The 23,559-nt window shown below is 59.3% G+C and carries 21 protein-coding genes and 1 pseudogene; 10 read left to right on the forward strand and 12 right to left on the reverse strand.

Annotated features, from left to right (window positions below; all coding sequences use genetic code 11):
- Nucleotides 1–306: 306 nt before the first annotated feature.
- From DWV58_RS05205 to DWV58_RS05215, 3 genes are all read left to right on the forward strand, one after another.
- Complete coding sequence (locus tag DWV58_RS05205) at nucleotides 307–849, forward strand: DJ-1 family glyoxalase III (protein WP_117638209.1); 543 nt, start codon at nucleotides 307–309, stop codon at nucleotides 847–849.
- Nucleotides 846–1,427 (forward strand): nucleoside triphosphate pyrophosphatase, encoded by a 582-nt coding sequence (locus DWV58_RS05210; RefSeq protein ID WP_117773938.1) that lies wholly within the window; start codon nucleotides 846–848, stop codon nucleotides 1,425–1,427. Before DWV58_RS05205 ends, DWV58_RS05210 begins: the two co-directional genes overlap by 4 nt.
- 101 nt (nucleotides 1,428–1,528) lie before the next feature.
- A complete protein-coding gene (locus DWV58_RS05215) occupies nucleotides 1,529–2,530 on the forward strand; it encodes a P1 family peptidase (protein WP_117773937.1) in 1,002 nt (333 codons plus the stop codon).
- 371 nt (nucleotides 2,531–2,901) lie between these two features.
- On the opposite strand, the gene DWV58_RS05220 is transcribed toward DWV58_RS05215, so the two are convergent.
- Both DWV58_RS05220 and glf read right to left on the reverse strand, forming a co-directional pair.
- Entirely contained in the window at nucleotides 2,902–3,933 is a 1,032-nt protein-coding gene (locus tag DWV58_RS05220; protein ID WP_117773936.1) for a glycosyltransferase family 2 protein, read from the reverse strand.
- Entirely contained in the window at nucleotides 3,926–5,128 is a 1,203-nt protein-coding gene (gene glf, locus DWV58_RS05225) for a UDP-galactopyranose mutase (protein ID WP_055252340.1), read from the reverse strand. Before glf ends, DWV58_RS05220 begins: the two co-directional genes overlap by 8 nt.
- Nucleotides 5,129–5,360: 232 nt before the next feature.
- On the opposite strand from glf, the gene pta reads away from it, so the two are divergent.
- The gene (pta, locus tag DWV58_RS05230; RefSeq protein ID WP_089573084.1) at nucleotides 5,361–6,341 is read left to right on the forward strand and encodes a phosphate acetyltransferase; all 981 of its coding nucleotides are present in this window, start codon (nucleotides 5,361–5,363) and stop codon (nucleotides 6,339–6,341) included.
- 352 nt (nucleotides 6,342–6,693) lie between these two features.
- On the opposite strand, the gene DWV58_RS05235 is transcribed toward pta, so the two are convergent.
- The 9 genes from DWV58_RS05235 to rnd all read right to left on the reverse strand — a co-directional run bounded on the left by DWV58_RS05235 (nucleotide 6,694) and on the right by rnd (nucleotide 15,711).
- On the reverse strand, nucleotides 6,694–7,872 hold the full coding sequence (locus DWV58_RS05235; RefSeq protein ID WP_117735754.1) for an acetate/propionate family kinase: 1,179 nt from the start codon (nucleotides 7,870–7,872) through the stop codon (nucleotides 6,694–6,696).
- A gap of 164 nt (nucleotides 7,873–8,036) precedes the next feature.
- Nucleotides 8,037–9,215 carry an acetate/propionate family kinase gene (locus DWV58_RS05240; RefSeq protein WP_055309796.1) on the reverse strand — a complete coding sequence of 393 codons (1,179 nt, stop codon included), beginning with the start codon at nucleotides 9,213–9,215 and terminating at the stop codon, nucleotides 8,037–8,039.
- Between the two features lie 105 nt (nucleotides 9,216–9,320).
- Nucleotides 9,321–10,496, reverse strand: a complete 1,176-nt coding sequence (locus tag DWV58_RS05245; RefSeq protein WP_117776410.1) for an MFS transporter — start codon at nucleotides 10,494–10,496, stop codon at nucleotides 9,321–9,323.
- A gap of 119 nt (nucleotides 10,497–10,615) precedes the next feature.
- Nucleotides 10,616–11,506, reverse strand: coding sequence for a LysR family transcriptional regulator (locus tag DWV58_RS05250; RefSeq protein ID WP_117776411.1), 891 nt, complete (start codon nucleotides 11,504–11,506; stop codon nucleotides 10,616–10,618).
- A 41-nt stretch (nucleotides 11,507–11,547) separates the two neighbouring features.
- Complete coding sequence (locus DWV58_RS05255) at nucleotides 11,548–11,883, reverse strand: histidine triad nucleotide-binding protein (RefSeq protein WP_117776412.1); 336 nt, start codon at nucleotides 11,881–11,883, stop codon at nucleotides 11,548–11,550.
- A gap of 49 nt (nucleotides 11,884–11,932) precedes the next feature.
- A complete protein-coding gene (gene xseB, locus DWV58_RS05260) occupies nucleotides 11,933–12,199 on the reverse strand; it encodes an exodeoxyribonuclease VII small subunit (protein ID WP_117776413.1) in 267 nt (88 codons plus the stop codon).
- 42 nt (nucleotides 12,200–12,241) lie between these two features.
- Nucleotides 12,242–13,693, reverse strand: a complete 1,452-nt coding sequence (gene xseA, locus DWV58_RS05265) for an exodeoxyribonuclease VII large subunit (RefSeq protein WP_370448361.1) — start codon at nucleotides 13,691–13,693, stop codon at nucleotides 12,242–12,244.
- Between the two features lie 115 nt (nucleotides 13,694–13,808).
- Nucleotides 13,809–14,513, reverse strand: a complete 705-nt coding sequence (locus DWV58_RS05270; RefSeq protein ID WP_117776414.1) for a zinc metallopeptidase — start codon at nucleotides 14,511–14,513, stop codon at nucleotides 13,809–13,811.
- A gap of 64 nt (nucleotides 14,514–14,577) precedes the next feature.
- Nucleotides 14,578–15,711, reverse strand: coding sequence for a ribonuclease D (rnd, locus tag DWV58_RS05275; RefSeq protein ID WP_006234315.1), 1,134 nt, complete (start codon nucleotides 15,709–15,711; stop codon nucleotides 14,578–14,580).
- Between the two features lie 98 nt (nucleotides 15,712–15,809).
- Here rnd and DWV58_RS05280 point away from each other — a divergent pair, with 98 nt between their 5' ends.
- The 6 genes and pseudogenes from DWV58_RS05280 (at nucleotide 15,810) to DWV58_RS05305 (ending at nucleotide 22,648) form a co-directional block, all read left to right on the forward strand.
- Nucleotides 15,810–16,727, forward strand: coding sequence for a diacylglycerol kinase family protein (locus DWV58_RS05280; RefSeq protein WP_117776415.1), 918 nt, complete (start codon nucleotides 15,810–15,812; stop codon nucleotides 16,725–16,727).
- Nucleotides 16,728–17,135: 408 nt separating this feature from the next.
- Nucleotides 17,136–17,405, forward strand: coding sequence for a hypothetical protein (locus DWV58_RS05285; RefSeq protein ID WP_117776416.1), 270 nt, complete (start codon nucleotides 17,136–17,138; stop codon nucleotides 17,403–17,405).
- Nucleotides 17,406–17,420: 15 nt separating this feature from the next.
- A pseudogene (locus DWV58_RS10150) lies at nucleotides 17,421–19,079 on the forward strand (C69 family dipeptidase); the annotation flags it as partial.
- Nucleotides 19,080–19,478: 399 nt separating this feature from the next.
- On the forward strand, nucleotides 19,479–20,051 hold the full coding sequence (locus DWV58_RS05295; protein WP_117635404.1) for a hypothetical protein: 573 nt from the start codon (nucleotides 19,479–19,481) through the stop codon (nucleotides 20,049–20,051).
- Between the two features lie 106 nt (nucleotides 20,052–20,157).
- Nucleotides 20,158–21,909: an ABC transporter ATP-binding protein gene (locus DWV58_RS05300; RefSeq protein WP_117776418.1), complete on the forward strand. Its 1,752-nt coding sequence runs from the start codon at nucleotides 20,158–20,160 to the stop codon at nucleotides 21,907–21,909.
- Nucleotides 21,902–22,648, forward strand: coding sequence for an energy-coupling factor transporter transmembrane protein EcfT (locus DWV58_RS05305; RefSeq protein WP_117776419.1), 747 nt, complete (start codon nucleotides 21,902–21,904; stop codon nucleotides 22,646–22,648). The genes DWV58_RS05300 and DWV58_RS05305 overlap by 8 nt, the downstream gene beginning before the upstream one ends.
- A 125-nt stretch (nucleotides 22,649–22,773) precedes the next feature.
- Here DWV58_RS05305 and DWV58_RS05310 read toward each other — a convergent pair whose 3' ends face one another.
- Nucleotides 22,774–23,520, reverse strand: coding sequence for an aspartate/glutamate racemase family protein (locus tag DWV58_RS05310; protein ID WP_233540514.1), 747 nt, complete (start codon nucleotides 23,518–23,520; stop codon nucleotides 22,774–22,776).
- Between the last annotated feature and the right edge of the window lie 39 nt (nucleotides 23,521–23,559).

A 23,559-nucleotide genomic window follows, 5' to 3' on the forward strand; every position in this document is an offset into this window, starting at 1 on the left:
GAACGGCCTATTTGCTCAATGTGTTCGGCTGAGATTGGAAATCAACCGAAGAAAAAAGTGAGCCTCTGCCCGCCGTACCTGTAGCGGTCGTTTCCCCGAACGGGGCGGTGCTGTTGGGGACTGTCTCGATCTGTAACAGTTGGGGCTAGTTTTGGTCGATGGATGTTACAGATTGAGATTGTTGAGGATGGGTGGGGTAGCTAATTCGGACGGGGCTATTTTAAACATTGGGAAATCGAGCGTGGCAAGCGGAGGTCTTCGGGGTATAAGACGGCTAATTGTATGCCGCCCATGAAAGGAGCCCTCATGCCCAGCGTTGCCGTTCTCGCCGCCGATGGCTTTGAAACTATTGAATGCTTGACCATGGTCGATGTCATGCGTCGCGGCGGCGTGCGTGCCACGCTCGTCTCGATCATGCCCACGCGTGAGGTCGTAAGCTCGCTGCAGATCCCCGTGACCTGCGATGCGCTCTTTGATGAGATCAACTTTGACGAGTACGACTGCGTCGTGCTGCCCGGCGGCCTGCCCGGTGCCACCAACCTGCGCGCCGATCAGCGCGTCTGCGACGTGGTCTGCGAGTTCGCCGCGACCAAGCACGTTGCCGCCATCTGCGCCGCCCCGTTTATCCTGGGCGAGCTCGACCTACTCGAGGGGCGCCAGGCCACGTGCTTCCCTGGCTTTGAGAAAAGCTTCCCCGAAGGCGCCTATACCGGCGAGAAGGTTACGCAAGACGGCAACATCATCACCGCCAGCGGCATGGCCCAGTCGCTCCCCTTTGCGCTTGAGCTGCTGCGCACACTCGCCGGCGACAAGGCCGTCGAGAAGGTCGCCGAGGGCATTCAGCTATGATTTTGGCTTCGCAATCACCGCGCCGCATCGAGTTGATGCGCGAGGCGGGCTATGACATTCACGTGATTCCCGCAGATATCGACGAAACGCCTTTTGATGGCGAGGCCCCGCTTACGCTCGTTGAACGCTTAGCACGCGCCAAAGCCGCCTCCGTTGCCGCCGAGCATGCCGAGCCCAACGAACTGACCGTCGCGGCCGATACTATTGTCACCTTCGATGGCAAGATTCTGGGCAAGCCGGCAACCGAGGACGAGGCGCGCACCATGCTCCGCGAGCTTTCGGGCCGCACGCACCAGGTCGCAACCGGCGTCTGCATCGTTAAGGCAGGCGACACGGCCGCTCCGCATGCCGCCGAGAGCCTGTCGTTTGTCGATGTGACCGACGTGACGTTCTATGAGCTCACCGACGAGCAGATTGAGCGCTACGTCGCCTCGGGCGAGCCCATGGACAAAGCCGGCGCCTACGGCATCCAGGGCACAGGCGGGCGCATGCTCGTGCATGATATTTCGGGCGACTTCTACAACGTGGTGGGCCTGCCCATCGCTCGCGTCGCGCGTGCGATTCAAAAACTATCGTAATTGCATCTGGCGCTGGGTATCCCCCAGCGCCTACAATTTCGGCGTACCGTACGGATCCCGACCGGGCATAAGGCCCGGCGGAAAACCGATAGGAGTAAAACATGGATACACTGCTTGAGGCCATTGACGTTTGCGATGTCGATGGCTTTTGCTTTGGCAACTACACGGACGAGGAGGCCGGCACCGGTTGCACCGTAATCGTGGCACCCGAGGGCGCCACCGGCGGCGTTGACGTTCGCGGCGGTGCCCCGGCATCGCGCGAAACCGACCTGCTGCGTCCCGAGAACACCGTCGACAAGGTCCACGCCGTCTGCCTTTCGGGCGGATCGGCCTTTGGCCTGGAGGCCGCAAGCGGCGTCGCTCGCGAGCTTGAGAGCCGCGGCATCGGCCTTCCCGTCGGCCCCACGCAGGTGCCTATCGTGTGCTCCAGCTGCATCTTCGACCTCGCCTTTGGCGACCCCGCCGTACGCCCCGACATTGAGGCTGGCATCTCCGCCGTGCGCGAGGCGCTCGACAACACCCCCACCACGCTCGAGCAGGGCAATGTAGGTGCCGGCACCGGTGCCACCGTGGGCAAGCTCATGGGCCCCGCCACCTGCATGAAGGCCGGCCTAGGCGCTGCCGCCGTGGCACTCGGCCCTGTTAAGGTGGGTGCCGTGGTCTCGGTCAACGCCTGCGGCAATGTCGTCGACCCCTTCACCGGCGAATGGGTCGCTGGTATGCGCGCCGCAGCAGATAGCGACCAGATCGTCGACATGGAGCTCGCAGCCTTTGCCGCCGCCGGATCCATGCAGATGCCGCTCGACCGCACCAACACCACCATCAGCTGCATCGTCACCAACGTGGAACTCACTAAGGCACAAGCCACCAAGGTCTCCCAGATGGCCGCAGACGCCTACGCACACGCCATCCGTCCCACGCACACCACCAACGACGGCGACACCATCTACACCCTCGCCAGCGGCAAACTGGGCGCCCAGGCAAGCGCCGCCGTTCCCCTAGACCTGCTGGGCATGCTCGCCGTAAGGGCCCTACAGACCGCCATCGTAAACGGAGCCAAAAACGCCAAAACCTCCCACGGCATACCCGGCGCCGCAAAGTAAACTAGCTCGTCCGGTTGCCCGGTGGGGTTTGGTTATGTTTGCTGCTCTACAGTCCTGGCTCGCACGAAGAGCACATTAAGTGCTCTTCGGCTCGTGCGGAACTCGCGACAAACATAACCAAACCCCACCGGGCAACCTACCAACCAAATTCTTTTCAGCCCAGGCCCCTTTGTACCACGCGTCGAAGATCTTCAAATTCAACTTCCTGACAATCGATTCTTATAGCAGAGGCCCCTTGGCCTTTAGTTTGATACAAGTTCCGCACGAGCCGGAAAGCACTTAATGTGCTTTCCGTGCGAGCAGGACTGTTCGCAGTAGCAAACTAAAGGCCAAGGGGCCCAGTCAACCTATCAGCAGCGATTACTCAGCAGCTAGTTGAATTTGAAGATCTTTGAGGCAAGATGGTATAGGCCGAGTGTGGTTTTGTCTCCGGCCCGTCCATGCAGGTTGGTAAAGAATCCGACCACGCCGTAGCGAGCGCGACGATACATGCGCTCGTCGTACTCCTTCAGGTCCTTCCACAGCGTCTTCAGGCGCTCATCGGCACAATCTTCCTCGGAAAGCTTGGTGAGCACCGAGCAAATAGCCATCATCATGGTGAAGTAGCCCATCATGTACGAACGCAGACGCGAGGACTCAACGTCCTGGTACAGGTGGAACGATTCCATCATGATGCGCGTTATGCGGAACTGCTGACCCAGGCGCTTGACCATCGTAGCCTCGTTGACGCTCTGGCCCTCGCGACCGATAAAGTAGCGATAGAGGTCGATGTCGGCGTAGTACATGGTCTTGCAGCGCGGCAGCGGCACGTATGCGTAGATATTATCCACGTAGAACGTGTGTGCCGGCATAGGCAGATTGGACTCGCGCAGTACGTCGGTGCGATAGCACAGGCTGTGCATGAGCAGGTTCTGATCGGGACGGAAGTGTCCGATCTGGTCCCAAGAGAAAATCTTTTTGCGCGGCAGGGCAAACTTGTAGCCAATAGCGGTATGCGTGCCCTCGTAAACCTTCTCGTACACGTAGTTCGAGATAAACAGGTCGACGCGCTGGTCGCGCTCCTCAAAGCCACGCAGAATCGACAGCATGGTCGAAAGCGCCGCACCGTCGAGCCAGTCGTCCGAGTCAACGACCTTATAGTACGTACCATGCGCCTCACGCAGGCCCGAGAGGACGGCGATACCGTGGCCGCCATTCTCCTGGTGCACCGCGCGGATGATTCCAGGATAACGGGCCTCCCACTCGTCGGCCTTGGCGGCCGTCTCGTCCTTGGAGCCGTCGTCCACCACGATAATCTCGATATCGGTGGCGTAATTGCTCCCCTCCAAGATGGAGGTGATGCAATGGTCCATATCCTTGGCGGCGTTATACGAGGGAATACCGAATGTTATGACTTTATGCATGGCAGGCGATAATCTCATCCGAAAGATCGAGGGCAGAATTGGTCACGGCGTCCATATCGTAGTAACGATACTCGGCCAGACGACCCACCGGGTGGAAGTTCGTCAGGTTCTGGACGCGCTCAAGGTAGCGCTCATAGAGCTCACGGTTCTCGGGCTCCAGAATAGCGTAGTACGGCGTCTCGCCCGAGCCGGGCGTATAGGCCTTGGAGTACTCCTTCATGATGGTGGTCTTGCCGGGCAGGACCTGACCAGTCATGTTCTTGAACTCGGTGATGCGCGTATAGTCCTCGCTCGTGGTGTAGTTGACGGTGCCCACGGGCTGGAACTGGTCCATATCGAGCGTCTCGAACTTCATATCGAGCGTGCGGTACGGCAGCGCGCCCAGGTCGAGGTTGAATAGCTCGTCGAGCGGACCGGTGTAGACGATCTCGCCGCCATAGACCTTGCCGTCGATCTTGACGGTGGTCTCGTCGATTTCAAAGAGGTCACGGGCGTCTACGTCACAGAATACGTCGATCAGATCGTGATCGAGCATATGCTCGAACAGCGCGGTATAGCCGTCCTGCGGCATGCCCTGGAAAGGAGCCTGCGGGAAGTAGCGATCGTCATCGCCCACAAAGACGGGAACGCGGCCGGTGATCGAGGGGTCGATCTGGTCGGGCGTCTGGCCCCACTGCTTCATGGTGTAATGCAAAAAGACGTTCTCATAGACATAATCGGCGACCTCGGCAAGATCCGGGTCGTTCTTCTTGCGCAGCTCCATAATGGGCACCTTGACGTCCTTGCCAAAGGTCTCCACGAGCTTCTGATACAGCTCCTCGCCGCGCTCATCGCCAAAGGCGAGCTTGAGGCTCGCATGGTTAAAGGGTACGGGCATGAGGGTGCCGTTGATGTTGGCGAGCACCTTGTGCTGGTAGTCCGTCCACTTGGTAAAGCGCGACAGGAAGTTATGGACGCGCTCATTAAAAGTGTGATAGATGTGCGGACCGTACTCGTGGACCAGGATTCCGGCCTCGTCAGTGCAGTCGTAGGCATTACCCGCGATGTGGCCGCGACGTTCCAAAACGGCAACACGATAGCCGATAGTTTCGGCAAGACGGCGGGCGCAAACGGCACCGGCATAACCGGCGCCGACAACGATCATGTCGTACGCACCGGCATTAAAGCCTTCAGGCAGGCCTGAGGTAATCTGCATCGATACTCCTTGTCAAAAGCCACACGCTTTTTAACTGGGCTTTTTCTCGAACATACGTCGAGACATATTTATCAGAGCGATTATAGCGCTAATGCGTCCTATAATGAGCTTGCCACACAAGGAAAGCTCAAGCACCGCGGCGTACATTATTGAAAGGTAAACCCGCTAGCAGCGGGTTTATTCGTGTACAGCCGAGGGCCTGGAGCTTAGCGAAACGCTTGTAAGGAGTATCATGAGCGATTTCCTGAACCGTATGAAGTCTGCCGCCAAGGCCGACCTTAAGACGATCGTCCTGCCCGAGGGCGAGGATCCGCGTACCATCGTCGCGGCAAACAAGATCATCGAAGAAGGCCTGGCCAACATCGTCATCCTGGGCGATCCCAACGAGATCAACGTTCCCGGCGCCACCGTCATCGACCCGCGCAATGCCGAGAAGCACGAGGAGTACGCACAGAAGTTTGCCGAGCTCCGCGCCAAGAAGGGCGTTACCATCGAGCAGGCTCGTGCCCAGGTGATGGACGCCACCTACTTTGGCACCATGATGGTCAAGATGGGCGATGCCGACGGCCTGGTCTCCGGTGCCTGCCACTCCACCGCCGACACCCTGCGCCCCGCGCTGCAGATCCTCAAGACTGCCCCGGGCACCAAGCTGGTCTCGGCCTTCTTCGTGATGTGCACCGACACCCCGCAATTCGGCACCGACGGTACGCTGATCTTCGCCGACTGCGGCCTCAACATCAACCCGTCCTCTGACGAGCTCTCCGAGATCGCCATCGCCTCGGCCCACTCCTGGTCCACCTTTATGGGCAATGTTGAGCCGCACGTGGCCATGCTCTCCTACTCCACCATGGGCTCCGCCGGTGGCGAGGTCGCCAAGAAGGTCCAGGAGGCCGTGAAGTTCTGCAAGGAGAAGGCACCCGAGCTCGCCATCGACGGCGACCTGCAGCTCGATGCTGCTATCGTCCCCACCGTCGCCCAGCTCAAGGCTCCCGGCTCCTCCGTCGCCGGTAAGGCCAACGTGCTCGTGTTCCCCGACCTCGAGGCCGGCAACATCGGCTACAAGCTGGTCCAGCGCTTCGCCGGCGCCGACGCTTACGGCCCCATTCTGCAGGGCATCGCCAAGCCGGTCAACGACCTGTCGCGCGGCTGCTCTGCCGACGACATCGTGGGTGTCGTAGCCATCACCGCCGTCCAGGCTCAGATGGCTGAGTAGCGGACGCACTCGCCCGAAGGCCGTACGGGCTAACCCCTGAAAACGTCCTCGACCAATGAAACGCCCCCGTTCTGCTCCTTCGGAGCTACGAACGGGGGCGTTTCTGGTCTGCGGAATGTTTTCAGGGGTTAGCCCGTACGGCCTTCTACTGCCACGAAGCATTCAGAACATCTGGAGTGGACGGCGGCTTGGCTACGAGCTGGGGCTGAGGATCTGAATGAATGGGTGTCGTTGCTGGGAGCGCTGGCGTTACTGGTGATGATCACTTTGGGACTCGAATTTCCGCCTGCTAGCAAAAAGGCCTCCTGAGCTGCTGCTCAGGAGGCCTTTCGTTCAATCGCAAGCGAACGCACTAGTTATTCGCGGTCAAACGCTCGACGTCGTGGGCGATCATGTATTCCTCGTCGGTGGGGATGACCATGACCGTGACGGAAGAGCCGGCGGCGCTGATGACCTGCGGGCCGTTACCCACGGCCTCGCGGTTCTTGTTGTTGTCGATGCGCACGCCCAGCCACTCGAAGCAGTCGCAGAAAGCCTTGCGGATCGACCAGTCGTTCTCGCCAATGCCGGCGGTAAAGGTAATGGTGTCCACGCCCGCCATGGAAGCGATCATGGAGCCGGCCTGCTGCATGGCCTTGTAGGCGAACATATCGAAGGCGAGCAGGCAGCGCTCGTCGCCCTCGGAGGCGCGCGTACGGATGTCACGGGCGTCGTTGGAGATGCCCGAGATGGCAAGCAGACCAGACTGCTTGTTCATCATGTCATCGACTTCCTGGTAGCTGTAGCCGCCCTCGCGCTGCAGGTAGCACACGGTAGCCGGGTCAATGGAACCACAACGGGTGCCCATCATCAGGCCGTCGAGCGGCGTGAGGCCCATCGTGGTATCGCGGCATACACCGTCCTCGATGGCGGCAAGCGAGGCGCCGTTGCCCAAATGGCACGAGAGCAGGCGGTGGCAGCGCGAGCCCAGGATCTCCTTGGCCATCATCCACTCATAGCGGTGACTCGTGCCGTGGGCACCGTACTTGCGCACGTGGTACTTGTCGCACACGTCCTTGGGCAGCGCGTAGGTGTAGGCGACCTCGGGCATGGTCATGTGGAACGAGGTGTCGAAGACGGCCACGTTGGGCAGCTCCGGATACTTCTCGCGGCAATATTCGATTGCCGCGGCCTCGCCGTAATTGTGCAGCGGGGCGAGCGGAGCAACCTCGAGGATCTTAGCCATGACCTCATCGTCGACGACCGCGGAATCATCGAAGTGCCAGCCACCCTGAACGATACGGTGGCCGATGCCATCGATCGTAAAGTCGGTCTTCTCGAGCTCCTCGAGCACGCGCGCAATGGCGCAGCGATGATCGGGAAAAGGAATCTCCTCGGTCTGCTTGGCACCACCGTTCTCGGAGTGGCCAAAGATGCCCATCTCCGAGCCGATACGCTCGCAGTTGCCCTTGGCGAAAACCTCGCGGGTATCGGTATCCAAAAGCTGATATTTAAGGCTCGAGCTGCCGGCGTTGACAACAAGTACGTTCATGAGACTCCTTTGCAGTGCGATACGGTCGGCGCAGACCCCTTAAGGCGGCCGCATGTTAATAAGAAGTTATCACAACTTGATAAATAGCTATCAGGCATATCGCCCAACGAGTACAAAAGAGGAGCTGAACGGCGCTCGGTCGTCCAGCCCCTCCCCTCTTGCAATTACTTGCCGTTGACGATGCGCTCGACGTCAGAAGCGATCATGAACTCCTCGTCCGTGGGGATGACAAAGATTTTGACCTTGGAATCCTTGGCAGACAGGCACCAAGCGCCGTCACCACGCAGGGCGTTGCGGGCATGATCCATCTTGACGCCCATAAAGGCCAGGCGGTCGGCAACGCCGGCGCGGACCGCCGGAGCGTGCTCGCCGATGCCAGCAGTAAAGACCAGGGTGTCCATACCGCACATAGAAGTAGCCATCTCGGCAGCCTTGGCGGCAATCTTGTAGACAAACATGTCGAAGGCGAGCTGAGCATCGGGGTCACCAGCGGCGGCGAGCTCCTCGACGTTGCGGCAGTCGTTGGTCTTGCCGCCGGTCACAGCCAAAAGGCCGGACTTCTTGTTCATCATCTCGTCGACCTCGTCGAAGGTGTAGCCGCCCTCGCGCTGCAGGTAGCACACGGTGGCCGGGTCAATGGAGCCGCAGCGGGTGCCCATCATGACGCCGTCGAGCGGCGTCAAGCCCATGGTGGTGTCCATGCACTTGCCGTCCTCGATGGCGCACAGGGAAGCGCCGGAGCCGATATGGCACACGACGACCTTGCGGGCCTCGCCGTTGGTCATCTCGGCGACCTTCTTGGAGATGTAGCGGTAGCTGGTGCCGTGGGCGCCGTACTTACGGATGTGCAGCTTGTCGCAGACGTCCTTGGGCAGGGCGTAAGTCTTGGCGACCTCGGGCATGTTGAAGTGGAAAGCGGTGTCGTAGACCGTGACGTTGGGCAGGTCGGGATACTGCTCGAGGCAGTACTCGATAACGTTGGCCTCGGGGTTGTTGTGCAGCGGAGCGAGCGGAGCGACCTCGCGGATCTTGGCGAGGACATCCTCGTCGACGAGAGAGGAATCGCCAAAGTACCAACCGCCCTGAACGATACGGTGGCCAATGCCCTCGATCTTGACGCCGTTGGCCTCGAGGTCCTTCAGAACGACCTCGATGGCGACCTTGTGGTCGGGGAACTCGATGTTCTCGGTCACTTTCTTGGAACCGTTGGCAGCGTGGGTGAAGGTACCGCCGGTAAAGCAGACGCGCTCGCAGGAGCCCTTTGCGGACACCTTGTGGGACTTGGTATCGATGACCTGATACTTAAGGGTCGAAGATCCCGCGTTGACGACCAGAACGTTCATGTGTCTCCCTACTAACAGGCGGTGTGGCGCCGCCAGGTTACATACGCTTCAATAATAAACCCAAACGCCCTCGCGCTCGGGTTTATTGCGTTGATATATAAGTTATCAGTGCCTAAATACGCATGGCCTTTGACTTGTAAGACGAAATAGCGCGGGGATATACGCCAAAGAAGAAATCCCGAGCGCGACAAGCAATATGACTCGAATGCCCGCAATGCTGCCCAACGCAGCATTGAACAGATAGAAAAGGATGGCACCCACCGCCACCATCTGGCTTTGAACCGAAATCAGTGAACAGCGCATCGAAGAATCGGCGGCATTTTGGAAAACTGAGTATTTGATTGGAGCAAATAACGAGTACGCAACCGTCTGCAGCACATAGAACACGGGCAGCAAATTAGCCGGAGTAAGGGGAATCAAAAACAAAGCTGTCAATACTAAGCGAATGATGCCGCAAATACGCGCAAAACGGCTCTTGTCGACATGAACAATCACACTGGGCACAATAAGCCCCATGGAGGCCGAGGCAAGGAGCTGGACCGCAATGGTCACACCCGAAGCGACGGCATTCATTCCGCGACCCGCAAGCAGCAGTGAGAAAAAGTCTTCCAGGGCGACAAAAGCAAATGCCTGAGAACAGTCCATGATGAACGCTGAACGAAGAATGCCATTACCCGCAATAGCGGCACCGATCATCTTCGGGCTAATTCCACGCTCAGGTGTCCCCGCAGTGCCCCCTCTTCGCATCTCAGGAATGCAGACAACGACAACCAACGTCAACACCATGACGATGATATCGACCGAAAGCCCAATGAGATACGCGCCAGCAGACGAAATGAAACCGCCCACGCAAGCGGAGATGGCATAAGAGGCATAGAAAACAAATCGCTCAACGACATTAAGTCTTACGAGCTGGTCCTGAGAGACGCTGTCTATGTAAATCGCTTCTATGGATCCGCTCAGACATGCAACGGCAAAACCTTTGAGAGCGAACGCACCGATTAAAAGCAGAGGGGAACGGACGAGAAGCAGGGCGGCGTAGTATCCAAGCATCCCCACGACGCCAACGAGACCGCTTGTCTTTCGTCCAAACCTATCAGCAATATAGCCAGTGGGAACTTCGAGGATGAACTTGCTCACTTGATATGCAATCATCATGCTAGAAATCGCCACCATCGAGAATCCGACGAATTCAAGGTAAACCGTCAGAAAATACAAAATGGTGCTGAAGTTCGACAGAAAAACGAACGTCATATAAAGCAAAACCGTACGGTTTTTCATGCTCCGCCCTCCAAGAGTCAACAATCTAAATCGGAATCTTGGAAAAGCATGAGGGCAAAGCTGTCAGCTATGTGTTACAAGGCGTCAATAATCACTTGACGTCTCGAAGCCAATTCATTTCACGAAGCAAGATGACGCAATAGGTGCAGAAAAACCGTCTGGTGTCGATCAGTCCAGGAATTTTGCCGATAGCAAAAGTAGATAGGCAAGGTTACATCACGCGAACCTTCAATGGAGCACTCACTCACTTCTGACCCATCCGATGCGAGAGAGGACCCAGACAAACTCAATATCAATCCCCCGGCTTGAAGAAACTCAGTCTGAGCCCTGCTTCCGTATTCAACATCACGGAAGCGAAAATTGACGAGCTGGGCTTCGGAACATTGATTGATTGCATTGAGACAGGGTGACAAATTAATGGGAACAGCGAGCCTGCCGCCCAGTAACTCGCGAATGGTCATGGCGCCCACAGATTGATGACCCGCTGGGCACGAAAGAACCTTGAGCTCTTTTTCACCCAAATATTTTGAAGAAAGGACGCTGTCCCGTGGTTCCTCGAATGAGATAGCCGCGTCCGAAATTCCAAGTATAAGTGATTCAAAGCATGTTGCCGTTGGCTGATGCCACACATCAAGATGAATCTGAGGGTGCGAGCGTTCAAACGAGTCATACCATTTTTCGGCAAAAAGGCGCCCCCGTCCATGAAGGCAGGGGGCGTAAAGACGAAAGTGGCCATCGGGCGAAACGCCGTCGCCCCTCGATTGAGCGTACTTTTTGAGATCGTCGACTTGTGCCAAGATCACGCGTGCACGACGTGCAAATTCTCTGCCCGCCGGAGACAAAACAGCCTCCCCCGCCGATCGGTCGAGCAAAACAATCTGATACTCAGATTCCAACTTTTTCATTGCCGACGAAACGGCCTGCGGACTCACATGAACGGCGCGAGCTGCTTTGCGCACGCCGCCATAGTTCGCTACCGCTTGAAGGTATTCGAGTTGAGAAAGCTGCATAGATTACTCCAAAGGCAGCCAAGTCGACGGGCTACGCGCCCTCAGATGAGATTCTCGCCCAGGTTCTTGCCGCCGAGGACGTGCAGGTGGAAGTGCATGACGGTCTGGCCGGCATTGACGCCCTTATTGGAGATGACGCGGAAACCGTCCTCCAGACCCTTGGCCTTGGCGACCTCCTGGATGGCGTGAACCATGGCGCCCATGGTCTCGGCCGGCACGTTGTCGGCGATGTCGCCGTAGTGCTTCTTTGGGATCACGAGCGTGTGGACCGGCGCCTGGGGGTTAAGGTCGTCGAACGCGATGACCTGATCGTCCTCATAGACAACGGTCGAGGGGATCTCGTGGCTGGCAATTTTGCAGAAGATGCAATCGCACATGGTTGGTTCCTTTCTCACAGACCAAGGTGATTATATTTGGTCGGAATGGTTAGAACGAGAGGCTGTCGTCGGTGTTGGCGGCTTCGCCGTCGGCGAGCACGTCGTTGCCGTCGACGTCCCTAAGGAGCACCGAGACCTTCTGCTCGGCATCGGACAGGCGGGTGCGCAGGCTCTTGAGGAGCTCGACGCCGCGGGTGTAGCTCTCGAGCGACTCCTCGAGCTCCATATCGCCCGACTCCAGGCTGCGGATGATGAGCTCCAGCTCCTGCGAGGCCTGCTTGTACGTAAGTTGCTCGACCGGGGTCTTCTCTGCCATATCTGTTTCCTTTCCTAAGGGTCTATCACTGTGAAACGCGGTCTACTCGACCGCGTTGACGGTTGCCGACACGTTACCGTCCGCCATGCGCACGCGGATGGCGTCGCCCGGCTTAAAGGTCTGGGCACTTGTAGCCACACCATCATCGCTGTACGCGATGGAATAACCGCGGGCAAGCACCTTGAGCGGCGACAGGGCATCGAGCGAGGCTGCCGCACGGCCCAGGTCGGACGCGGGTTTATTGAGCATCGTACGTCCCTGATGCTCCAGACGGGAATTCGCAAGCGTGATCGCATGGCGCTTGCCATCGAGCCCCGAGGTGCTTGCGACCAAGCGCTCGGGCAGACGCTCGAAGTTGGAGCGGAAGGTCCCAACCGAACGCGTTATGGCGCCGGACAGACGATCGGCCGTCAGGGCAAGCTCGGACTCGCGACGCTCGACCATAAACGTTGGGTCGTTGAGGCACGGGCGGTACGCGGCTGCATCGAGCGCATCGCCCAGACGGGCCGTATAGGTATCCCAGGCGCGGCGACCGCGCTGATCGAGCATCTCCAGGTCGACCTGGGCCGACCCAATCATCGATGCCATCGCGGCACCCAGACGCTGATGGCGCGCCCCGAGCACATCGGCCAACTCCGTCATAGCCGGCGCCACCGATTCTGCCGCCGCCGTGGGCGTGGAGGCGCGACGGTCGCTCACCATATCGCAGATCGAGGTATCGGGCTCATGACCAATGCCGGTCACCACGGGCACAGGACAAGCCGCCACCGCGCGGGCAAGTTCCTCGTCATTAAAGGTCATGAGGTCCTCAAAGGAGCCGCCGCCGCGCACCAGCAAAATACAGTCGGGCGCCGGCGTAATGGAAGCGGCGCGGCGCAAGCCCTCAATGAGCTCGGCCGGCGCACCCTCGCCTTGAACCTTGGCGCCCACACAGACGAGCTCGACAAGCGGGTTGCGACGACGCAATGTGCGCTTGACGTCGTCGATTACGGCACCCGAAAGCGAGGTGACGACCGCCACGCGGGAGCAGAACACCGGGATGCGGCGCTTGCGCGCTTCGTCCATCAGGCCCTCGCGGCGTAGCTTTTCGGCCAGTTGCGCCACTTGTTGACGCAGCAGACCCTCCCCCGCCAGCGAGAACGAGCGGGCAACGAAGCTCATGCGACCCGTAGGCTTGTAGAGATTGAAGCTGCCCTTAAAGCTTACCTGCATGCCGTCGCGCAAGTCGAAGGTGCGCTTAAGGTAGGCGCCCTTCCAGATGATGCAGTCGACGGCGGCCGAGTCGTCTTTAATCTGGAAGTAGCAGTGGCCGCTTCGGGCGTTGGGACCACGGAAACCCGTGACCTCGCCCAGGACACTCAGCTGCGGAATGGCATCGAGCGCACCGGCGGCGATCTCTACCGCCTGGCTCACGCTGAGCTCCTTACGCTCCTGCTCGTCCGAACCGTCGAACTCGGCGGAAACGGCATTGCCGGTTAGATTCCAGCCTGCCACGCAGCCTCCTTTCGTCATCGTGCACAAGGGCTCCGGCCCTGCGCAAATTCAAGTCCAACACATAGTACAGCGCCGCGAGGACACGAATCCCCGCGGCGCCTGCCTGTCCCATTTGTTATCGGTTGGAGTTTCTGTTGTAGCGAGCCATAAGATAGAGCAGCTGAATAATCGAGGTGAGCGCAGCGGCAACATAGGTAAGCGCGGCGGCCGTCAGCACCTTCTTGGCACCGTTGACCTGCTTGGAACTCATGCCCGACTGCTCGATATACGCCACGGCGCGGCGGCTGGCGTCAATCTCGACCGGCAGCGTAACGAGCTGGAACAGCACGCTAAACGAGAAGAAGATCAGCGCGAGGGTCGTGAGTCCCGCGATGTTCATAATCAGGCCCAAGAGCAACACGATGGTCCAGGTGTTCTGGGTAAAGTTGACGACCGGCACGAGGGCGGTACGTACCTTCATCATGGCATAGCCGCTTTGACGCTGGGCGGCATGGCCCGCCTCGTGGCAGGCGACGGCAACGCTTGCGACCGAACCGCCCGAACGATTGGCATCCGACAGATACAGGTTGTTGTCCTGCGGGTTGTAATGGTCGGTGAGCTCGCCAGCGACACCCTTGATACCCACGGCACTACAACCGTTGGCATCGAGCATGCGGCGAGCGACCGTGGCACCCGTATCGCCGTCCGAGCGAACCTTGGACCAGGTTTTGTACGTCGAGTTGATATAGTTCTGTGCGGCAAGGCCAAGCACCGTGCAGACAAGAACAACCAGCAGGTACAGCGGGTCGATGCCAAAGCCGTATCCATAGTAATAGGGCATGCGAATTCCTCCGAATCGAGTTACACGTTGGAGGCATTCTACCCACTCAGCAGACTAGGCTTCCCTATAACAACTCAATCTTTCCGTCCTTCACGGTGAGCCCCATATTGCCGGAAAGCAGATCGTCCAGGCGCGAACCCACAAGCTCAAAACGCCAGCCTTCGCGCAGGGGGCTTTGCTCAGGATGCTCGATGTAATCGGCCAGGTCATCGCGCGAGGCAATGACCGAGGTCGCCACCCCCGAGCGCTCGGCAACCAGGCGGATGAGCGCATACATCAGGTCCGTCACGCTCTCCAGCTCCGGCGAGATCTGACGGTGTCCGCGCACCATGAGCGGCAGGCGATCGTGCGGGCAGCTCGCGCCGCGCTTGATGGCCATGAGCGCACCGTCCACGTCGCGCTCCCCCAGCTGGTCGGTACCGCGAATGCTACGGAACTCCTCAACGCGGACGGGATTGCGCTTAACGAGCGCAAGCAGCGTGTCGTCGGACATGACCCACTTGCGCGGGATGTTACGGCGCTCGGCGCGGTCCTCGCGCCAGGCGGCGAGCTCGCGCGCGATACCCAGCTGGTGACGGCTGCACGAATTGATGCGCTTGACCTTGCGGAACGCCTCGTGGCGATCGGCGCGATAGTGCGACTCGTCAGCCAGCGGGCGCAACTCGTCGAGTACCCAGTCCACGCGGCCCAGCTCGCGCAGACGGCTCATCATCTCGGTATAGGCGACGATCAGGTACTTGACGTCATCGATCGCGTACTCAATCTGCTTATCGGTCAGCGGGCGACGCGACCAGTCGGTCAGCGACTCAGTCTTGGGCAGCGAGACGCCGCAAAACGTCTGCACGAGCGCGCCGTAGGAAATCTGCTGGCGCTCGCCTAAAAAGGCGGCGGCCACCTGCGTGTCAAAAATCGGACGCGGCAACACGCCTACGGTATGAAGCATAACTTCCATGTCCTGCGAGCAAGCATGGAACACCTTGGTCACGCTCTCGTCGGCCATGAGTTCGGCCAAGGGAGACAGGTCGTCGATCACCAGCGGATCAACCGCGACGCTCTCGGCAGGAGTGGCAATCTGGACCAGGCACAGGCGCGGATGGAACGTGCGCTCGCGCAAAAACTCGGTATCGACGGCAATCGCGTCAAACTCACGGGCGCGCTGACAAAAGTCGAGTAGAGCCTGATGTGTGGAAATGTACATATCAACCCATCGAATAAGGTTAGGCCCGAAAAACACGGGTAGGATATCGGCATTGCCCTACAACTATACTCGGTTAGTCACAGAACGGGAACGTAAGTATGCGCTGCCTTATCATCCACAACCCGGCATCGGGCCCCAGCTCAGATGAAATCTACGCATTCACGCACGCCCTCGCGCAGGGCGGCGACGAGGTCGTGATGCGTTTTATCGGCGATGGCATGGAACCCGAAGACGCCGTGGCAGACGTGCGCGAGTTTGATCGCGTGGTGATTTCGGGCGGCGACGGCACCGTCTCCAACGTACTCGACCAAATGCGCGGATGCGGCGTCCCCACGCTCGTCTTCCCCTCCGGCACAGCCTGCCTGTTCTTTAACAACATCGGTAATGCCCCCGAGGCAGCGGCACTTGCCAAGGCCTGCCGTGCCGGTCGCACGGTCAAAGTGGACATGGGCGAGCTCTTTTGGCTCGACGAGAACGGCAACGAAAGGCACCACGGCTTTATCATCATCGCCGGCTCGGGCTTCGACGCCGAGATCATGATGAAGGCCGCCCCTACCAAAAACGACATCGGCGAGATCGCCTACTTCCTCTCCGCGCTCGCCACGCCCAACCCCACGGTGGCGCACTTTACCATCGAGCATGACGGCATTGTCGAGGAGCTCGATGGCATCTGCTGCATGGCCGGCAACACCTCGGTCATCCAAAACGACATCAACCTGTTCCCCAACTGCCGCATGAACGACGGCATGGTCGACATTGCGGTCATCGAACCCGTGCGCACCGTGCAGCTGCTGCCTACCGTGATCACCGCTGCGCTTGACCCCGCCGGCAAGGTACTCGGGCGCCCACAGTTCAAGATCATCCAGACCAAGGAAGCCAAGATCACCTGCACCCCGTCACTGGGCATGCAGTTCGATGGCGAGATTATCTCCAGCAATTCGGGCGTCTTTGGAGCCCGCGCGCTTCCGCAATGCCTCGACCTCATCGTCGACGAATTCTCCCCGCTCGGAAAATAGGAGGACCCTATGAACGACAATCCCCTGATCGGCTTTATTGTCATCGTCTTGGCCATGCTCGTCGGTTACGCCATCAACGTGATTCACCGCCGAAAGAAGTAAATCCACATTGGTATGATATTCATCCAGTTATCGACTCTCCCACTGTTTATGCATTCGTCAAACAGCGGGGGATTTTCATTTCGGGCATTCCCAGCTACTTTATTCGGCTACAGTAATTACAGGGCGTCTTTATTAAAGTAAAGCTGCAAACTGAGTACGATTAACCGTTCATCGCATATTTCATCACGCTTATCGAGTAAGTTTCTTTCATAGATGAATATTGTTTCCAGTTCGTTACGCTAATGAGGTGTCTTTATTGGCTGAAGCCCTCTGGCGACAGAGGGCTTTCGCACGCTGGGAGGGAAAATGAGGAAAACTCGCCCCGTCAACGCGCTCAAGAAGCTAGGCATAGGCCTCGCCTTTGGAGCTGCGACCATCATGTCCATGCCGACATCTGCGCTCGCCTGCACGCAGATGTACATGGGCAAAAACCTAACAGCCGACGGCAACACATATTATGGTCGCGCCGAGGACTTTGGCCCGCGCTACCTCAAGCACTTTGGCATTGAGCCGTCGCATGCCCCCGGGTATACCTACGGCTCAGACGAGTCCGACTTCTCATACAGGTCGACCTAGACTACATATCGTTATAGCTACGTGCGCGATCATCCTTCGCAGTGGCACGGGCGCTATGATGCCTACTCTGAGGCAGGCATCAACGAGAAGGGCGTGTCCTGCTCCGCAACGCTGACCACCAACATGAACGATAAAGCCGCCAAGGCAGACCCCCTGACCGACACTGGCATTGGCGAGTATAGCTACGGCAGCGTTATCTTAGGCGAAAGTGCCAAAGCACATGAGGGTGTCGAGCTCCTCGGCAAGATCATCGACGAGCAGGGCGCCAACGGCAACGATCAGATTATCATCGCCGACAGCAACGAGACTTGGCTGTTTGCCGCACTTTCCGGCCACCAGTGGATCGCCATGAAGCTCGCCGATGACGTCGCCTCACTCAACCCCAACATCGGCGGACTCAATTACGATGTCAACCTTGATGACGCCGAGAACTGCCTCCACTCCGAGGGCATCCAGACCATGCCCGAGAAAAATGGCTTCGCCGAGTACACCGACGGCAAGTTCGACGTTGCCAAGACCTATGGCAAAAGCGTCGCCGATTCCGGCGTTCATCAGTGGACTCGCTATGTCCAGGGCCGCGATTACTTCATGGCCCCGTTGACCAAGGGTGCGGATTACGACATCGTCACGGTTAAACCGGAAAAAGGCCCCGACCAAATCGGAGCCATGGTCAGCGAGATCCAGCCCCTGTTCTTCAAGCCCGGCAAGTCCGACTGGAACACCTTTGAGATGATCCGTGCATTTGGCAACCGCGGCGAAAATGTCCCCGGCCTCAACGCCAACACCGACGGTGTCTACGCCATCGGCACCGAAAGAAGCACCGAGACCAACCTCTTCCAGATCCGTCAGGGCATGGACCCCGAGATCGCGACCATTCAGTGGGAGATGCTCTCCCGCGCCGCCTACTCCGTCGCTATTCCTCTGTACTCTGCACTGCTCACCGAGGTCAGCCCCTACTTCAGCGATCAGGATGTCTCCTACGATCACTGCGAAGAGACGGACATCGTGAACAACGAGGAGCCCGAGAACTCCATCAACTACGTCCTCATGGACATTAGTTCCCTCTGCTACGAGCACCGCGAGCAGCTCGGCAGCGGCGTTCGCGCCTACCTCGACGCTCTCCAGAACGAGCTCATCGAGCAGAACCTTGAGGTCGATGCTGCTATGCAGGCCGAGACCACCACTGAGGGCCGCACCGCCCTGGCAAACAAGGCCGGCAAGGCTGCCACTGAGAACACCTACGTCAAGTGCAAGGCCCTTCTCCAGGAGATGCGCGCTTATCTGAAGGCTGAGGATTTCAGCACGCCCTTCACCCCGAGCGACCTGAACACTGAGACCAACGGCCTCAAGGTGTCCATCACCTATGCCAAGGACACTCTTGCCACCGACCCGGTGACCCCGGATCAGCCCGGAACTCCCGAACAGCCCGGTACCCCCGAGCAGCCCGCTAAGCCCGAACAGCCCGCTAAGCCCGAGCAGCCCACCACCAAGCCCGAGAAGCCCGGCAAGTCGGACACCACGACCACGGTAACCACCAACAAGACGAACACCAAGGGCGGCCTGCCCACCACTGGCGATCGTTTTGATGGCCGCATGGTGGCTGCATTCGCCATCGCTGGCGTTGCCGTCATCTCCGCGGGCGGTTACTTCCTCTACCGTCGCAATAAGGAGTAACGTCTTAGCTGAGCGGGCGGGGCACATGAGTCACCACGCCCACTTAACCCGCCTTTTTGACCGACGGGAAACCCGCCTGAAATCTTTTTAAAAAAGATTTCCCCGCACACACTTCGCTGTGCTATAGTGCAGCGCAACAGCAACTAGGTGCGACCGCGCCACGGCATCACGAAAGGAGCCACCAACATGAAGAACACGATGAAGTCTCTCAACAACTGGTGGTGGCGTGATGCGAATACGATCGGTCGACAGTGAGTCCCTCACGCCTGTTTTTGCGCTCTAGGTGATTGGAAGGCCTCCGGTTTCGACCGGGGGCCTTTTTCTATCTCGAGCCCGATCGCATTCGCATCACGCGCCTCCGCTTTTCTCTTGCAATCCCCTTCCGAAAGGATTTTCACCATGTCTCAGAACACCACCGCCACCCAGCCCCGCACCGTCCAGACCGCCGATCGCGGCAAACTCGATGTCCGCGCCCTCGTCCTGCTCGCCATCCTGCTCGCCGCCGGCTTCATCCTCAACTTCACCGTCGGCAAGGCAATCTCGGGCATCTCGGGCGGCATGATCAGCCCCGAGTTCATCATCTCGGCCTTCTGCCTCACCATCCTGGTCGTTCGCCCCAACATCGGCCAGGCGCTCGTCATTGGCCTCATCTCGGCTGCCGTGATCCAGATCACCACCACTTCGCCGTTCGTCGATTTTGCCGCCGAGGGCATCGCCGCCATGCTCATGGCCGGCATCGTCAACGCCGCCGGCAAGAACGGTCAGGTTAAGCCTGCCGTCGCCATCGTCGCTACCTTCGTGACCACCTTTGTCTCCGGCGTCATCTTCATGGTTATCAAGATGGCCATGCTTGGCGTGGTCGGCGAGCTCGCCGCCGCTATGTTGCCCGTCGTCGCCATGACCGCCGTCTTTAACGCCATTCTGGTCGGCGCCCTCTACCTGCCCATCCAGAAGGCCCTGAAGCTCAACTAACCCACAGTGACCCATCGGTAAAGACCGTCCCAAACAACTAGCTCTTGGAGACGTTCTCAAACGACTAGTCATGTAAGAACGTCCCCAATGACTATGAAAGGTATCCATGGAAACGATCATCAACGTCGACGATGTCTCGTTCTCCTATGGCACGCAGACCGAGCAGGCGCTCAGCCACATCTCGCTCAGCGTGAACAAGGGAGATTTCATCGGCATCATCGGGCCCTCGGGCGCCGGCAAGTCCACGCTTGCCGCCTGCCTGTCGGGCGCCGTGCCCCACCACTACACCGGCACGTTCTTTGGGTCCGTCATGGTTGACGGCCACGACACCTGCGAGGTCTCGTTGACCGACGTGTCGCAAATCGTCGGCAGCGTGCTGCAGGATATCGACACGCAGATGGTCGCCTCGGTCGTCGAGGACGAGATGCTCTTTGGCCTCGAGAACTTTGGCGTCCCCCATGACCAGATCGAGCAGCGCGTGAGCGAAACGCTCGAGACCGTCGGCATCAGCGACCTGCGCGACCGCGAGATTGCCACCCTCTCGGGCGGACAGAAGCAAAAGGTAGCCATCGCCGCCATTCTCGCTATGCGTCCGCGCGTCTTGGTTCTCGACGAGCCCACCGCGGCACTCGACCCTGCCAGCTCCACGCTGGTCTTCGAGACGCTGCGTGAGGCAAACTGCGCACTTGGAATCACCATCGTCGTCGTTGAGCAAAAGGTCGCCCTGCTCTCGGAGTACTGCAACCGCGTGCTCGTGCTCAACCATGGCGAAATCGCGCTGCAGGGCGAACCACACGAGGTCTTCGCGCATACCGACGAGCTCCGTGCCATCGGCGTCGACTGCCCTCGCGTCACGCGTATCTTCAATAGCCTCGAGGCCGATGGCCTGGTAAGCGGTACCCCTTGCTTGGATGTCGATGAGGCCGAGCGCCTGATTTCGGGCATCGTCGACCCCGCACGCGCGGCCAGCGAAGCCCAGGCGCCCGCCGGCTCCCCGCATGCACCGTCGTTGCGCCCTCATGCCAAGGACGCCGAACCCGTACTCACCTTCGACCATGTTGAGTTTGCCTATCCCAATGGCGGCGCCGCCGTACACGACCTCAACCTGACGCTCTATCCCGGCGAGCTCGTGGGCATCGTCGGCCAAAACGGTGCCGGCAAGACCACGCTCACCAAGCTGCTCACAGGCCAGCTCAAGCCCGCCTCGGGCAGCGTGCGCGTCACGGGACTGGATACCGCGGCCGTTCCCACGAGCCGCATCGCCCGCGAAGTCGCAACCCTCTTCCAAAACCCCGACCGCCAGATCTGCAAGGATACCGTACTCGACGAGGTCGCTTTTGGCCTGGAGCTTGCCGGCATCGACCGTGCCGAGGCGCTGCGTCGCGCCCAGCTCGTCATCGACCGCTTTGGCTTGCCGGCCGACGAGGCGCCCTTCTCGCTCTCGCGCGGTCAGCGACAAATGGTGGCGCTTGCCTCCGTCGTAGTGGTTGAGCCCAAGATCGTCGTGCTCGACGAGCCCACGAGCGGCCTTGATTACCGCGAGTGCATGACCGTCATGGAAACGGTGCGCACCATGGCCGAGCGCGGTTGCGCCGTTATCATGGTCTGCCACGATATGGAAGTCGTCTCGGATTTTGCCGAGCGCATTGTGGTAATGGCCGACGGTCGCATCCTCGACCGCGGCCGCACGCACGAGCTATTCTCGAACATCGATCTCATGCGTCGTGCCTACGTGGAGCCTCCCCAGGTTATTGAACTCTCGCGCCGTCTGGCATCTTCCGTCTCGCCCGCTTTTGCGCAGGTGAGCGAGGTCACCGATGTCGTTCGAATTACCAAGGAGATGGTCCACCGTGGTTAACGTCATCGACTACATGCCGGGCGATACGCTGCTGCATCGCCTGAACCCCGTCGTCAAACTGGGCCTCGCCGCCGCCATCATCGTCGGCATCTTCTTGTCCGACACCTACGTGGCGCTGCTGGGCTTTTTGGCACTCACCCTTGTACTGGGTGCCTATGCCGGCGTCGTCAACCGTCTGTTCTCGCTGCTCAAGGTGCTGATTCCGCTCGCGCTTATCATGCTGGTGCTCCAGCTGGCCTTTATGCGCGATGGCAACGTGGTGTGGGGCTTTATCACCGACACGGGCCTCATCACAGGATCGAAGGCCTGTCTGCGCCTGCTGGGCGTGGCGTTACCACTCATCCTCATGCTCATGGTGACCAAGCTCAACGACCTTGCCAACGCCTGCGTCGAGGTGCTGCACGTGCCGTATCGCTATGCCTTCACCTTTACCACGGCGCTGCGCTTTGTGCCGGTATTTGGTCAGGAGATGAACGCCATCATGGAGGCGCAGACCGCACGCGGCGTCGAGTACGACACCAAGAACCCCATCAAGAAGCTTAAGCTCATGCTGCCACTGTGCGTGCCACTGCTCATCTCGAGCGTGGGCAAGACCGATGCCACAGCCTTGGCGGCAGAACAGCGCGGCTTCTATCTGCGCACGCGCGCCAGCTCGTACAAGCGCTACCCCATCAAGGGCCTGGACATCGCCGTGCTCGTCGCCAGCATCGCCCTCATCGCCATCGGCTTCCTGTTCTAGTTCACCACCGACAGCAACCGCCCAACGCAAAAGGCCTCGGCTCGCACCAAACGAGCCGAGGCCTTTACTGTTTCACCAGATAAAACCTACCAAAATAAACCTGTCCCTTTTTGGCAGGTCGGAAGCTAGAGGCGGTAGGGGGCGCCGCTGCGGATGATGGATTCGCGCACCAGGACATCCATGGCGTCGAGGGTAATCTCGGGCATCTCTCGGTACTTCTGCAGCACCGATAGCTCGGTGCAGGCCAGAATGACGCGGTCGCAGCCGCTACGGGCGAACTCCCACATCACGCGGTCGAACTTATCCATATCGGGCTCACGTCCGGCCTTCACATCATCGTAGATAAGCGACATCACATCGTTCTGACGTTTCTCGCTGGGATAGACAACCTCGACACCCGCAGCCTCGCATTCGCGGCCGTAGACGCCCGCGCCCACGGTGCCGTCGGTTCCCATGATACCGATCTTGTGCACCGGCTCGGCCGGCATACTCAGGTTGGGGTCGAACTCGCACTCCCCCATCACCGCACCCGCAAGGGCATAGCGAACCGACTCGCGCGGCATGTGGATAATCGGCACCTTCGTAAACGACTGGATCTGGTCGTAAAAGTAGTGTGACGTGTTGCAGGGAATGGCAATGTGCGCACAGCCCAGCGACTCGAGTGCCTGGGCACACTCTTTCATGGTCGTCAGCAGCTTGGCATGCTCGCCGGTCTTAATGGCCAGCGTGCGGTCGGGCATGGTCGACTTGGAGAGCACCACCATGTCGATATGTTCCTGATCGCAGGCGGCCGCCGTATGACGCACCACCTGGTCGTAGTAATACGACGTGGCCTCGGCGCCCATGCCGCCGATAACTCCCAGCTTTTCCATCGCCGCCTCCTTGGTGACGTTTGCGCAATTGCGCGTATC

The sequence above is a fragment of the Collinsella sp. AF11-11 genome (assembly GCF_003465485.1).
GTDB lineage: Bacteria > Actinomycetota > Coriobacteriia > Coriobacteriales > Coriobacteriaceae > Collinsella.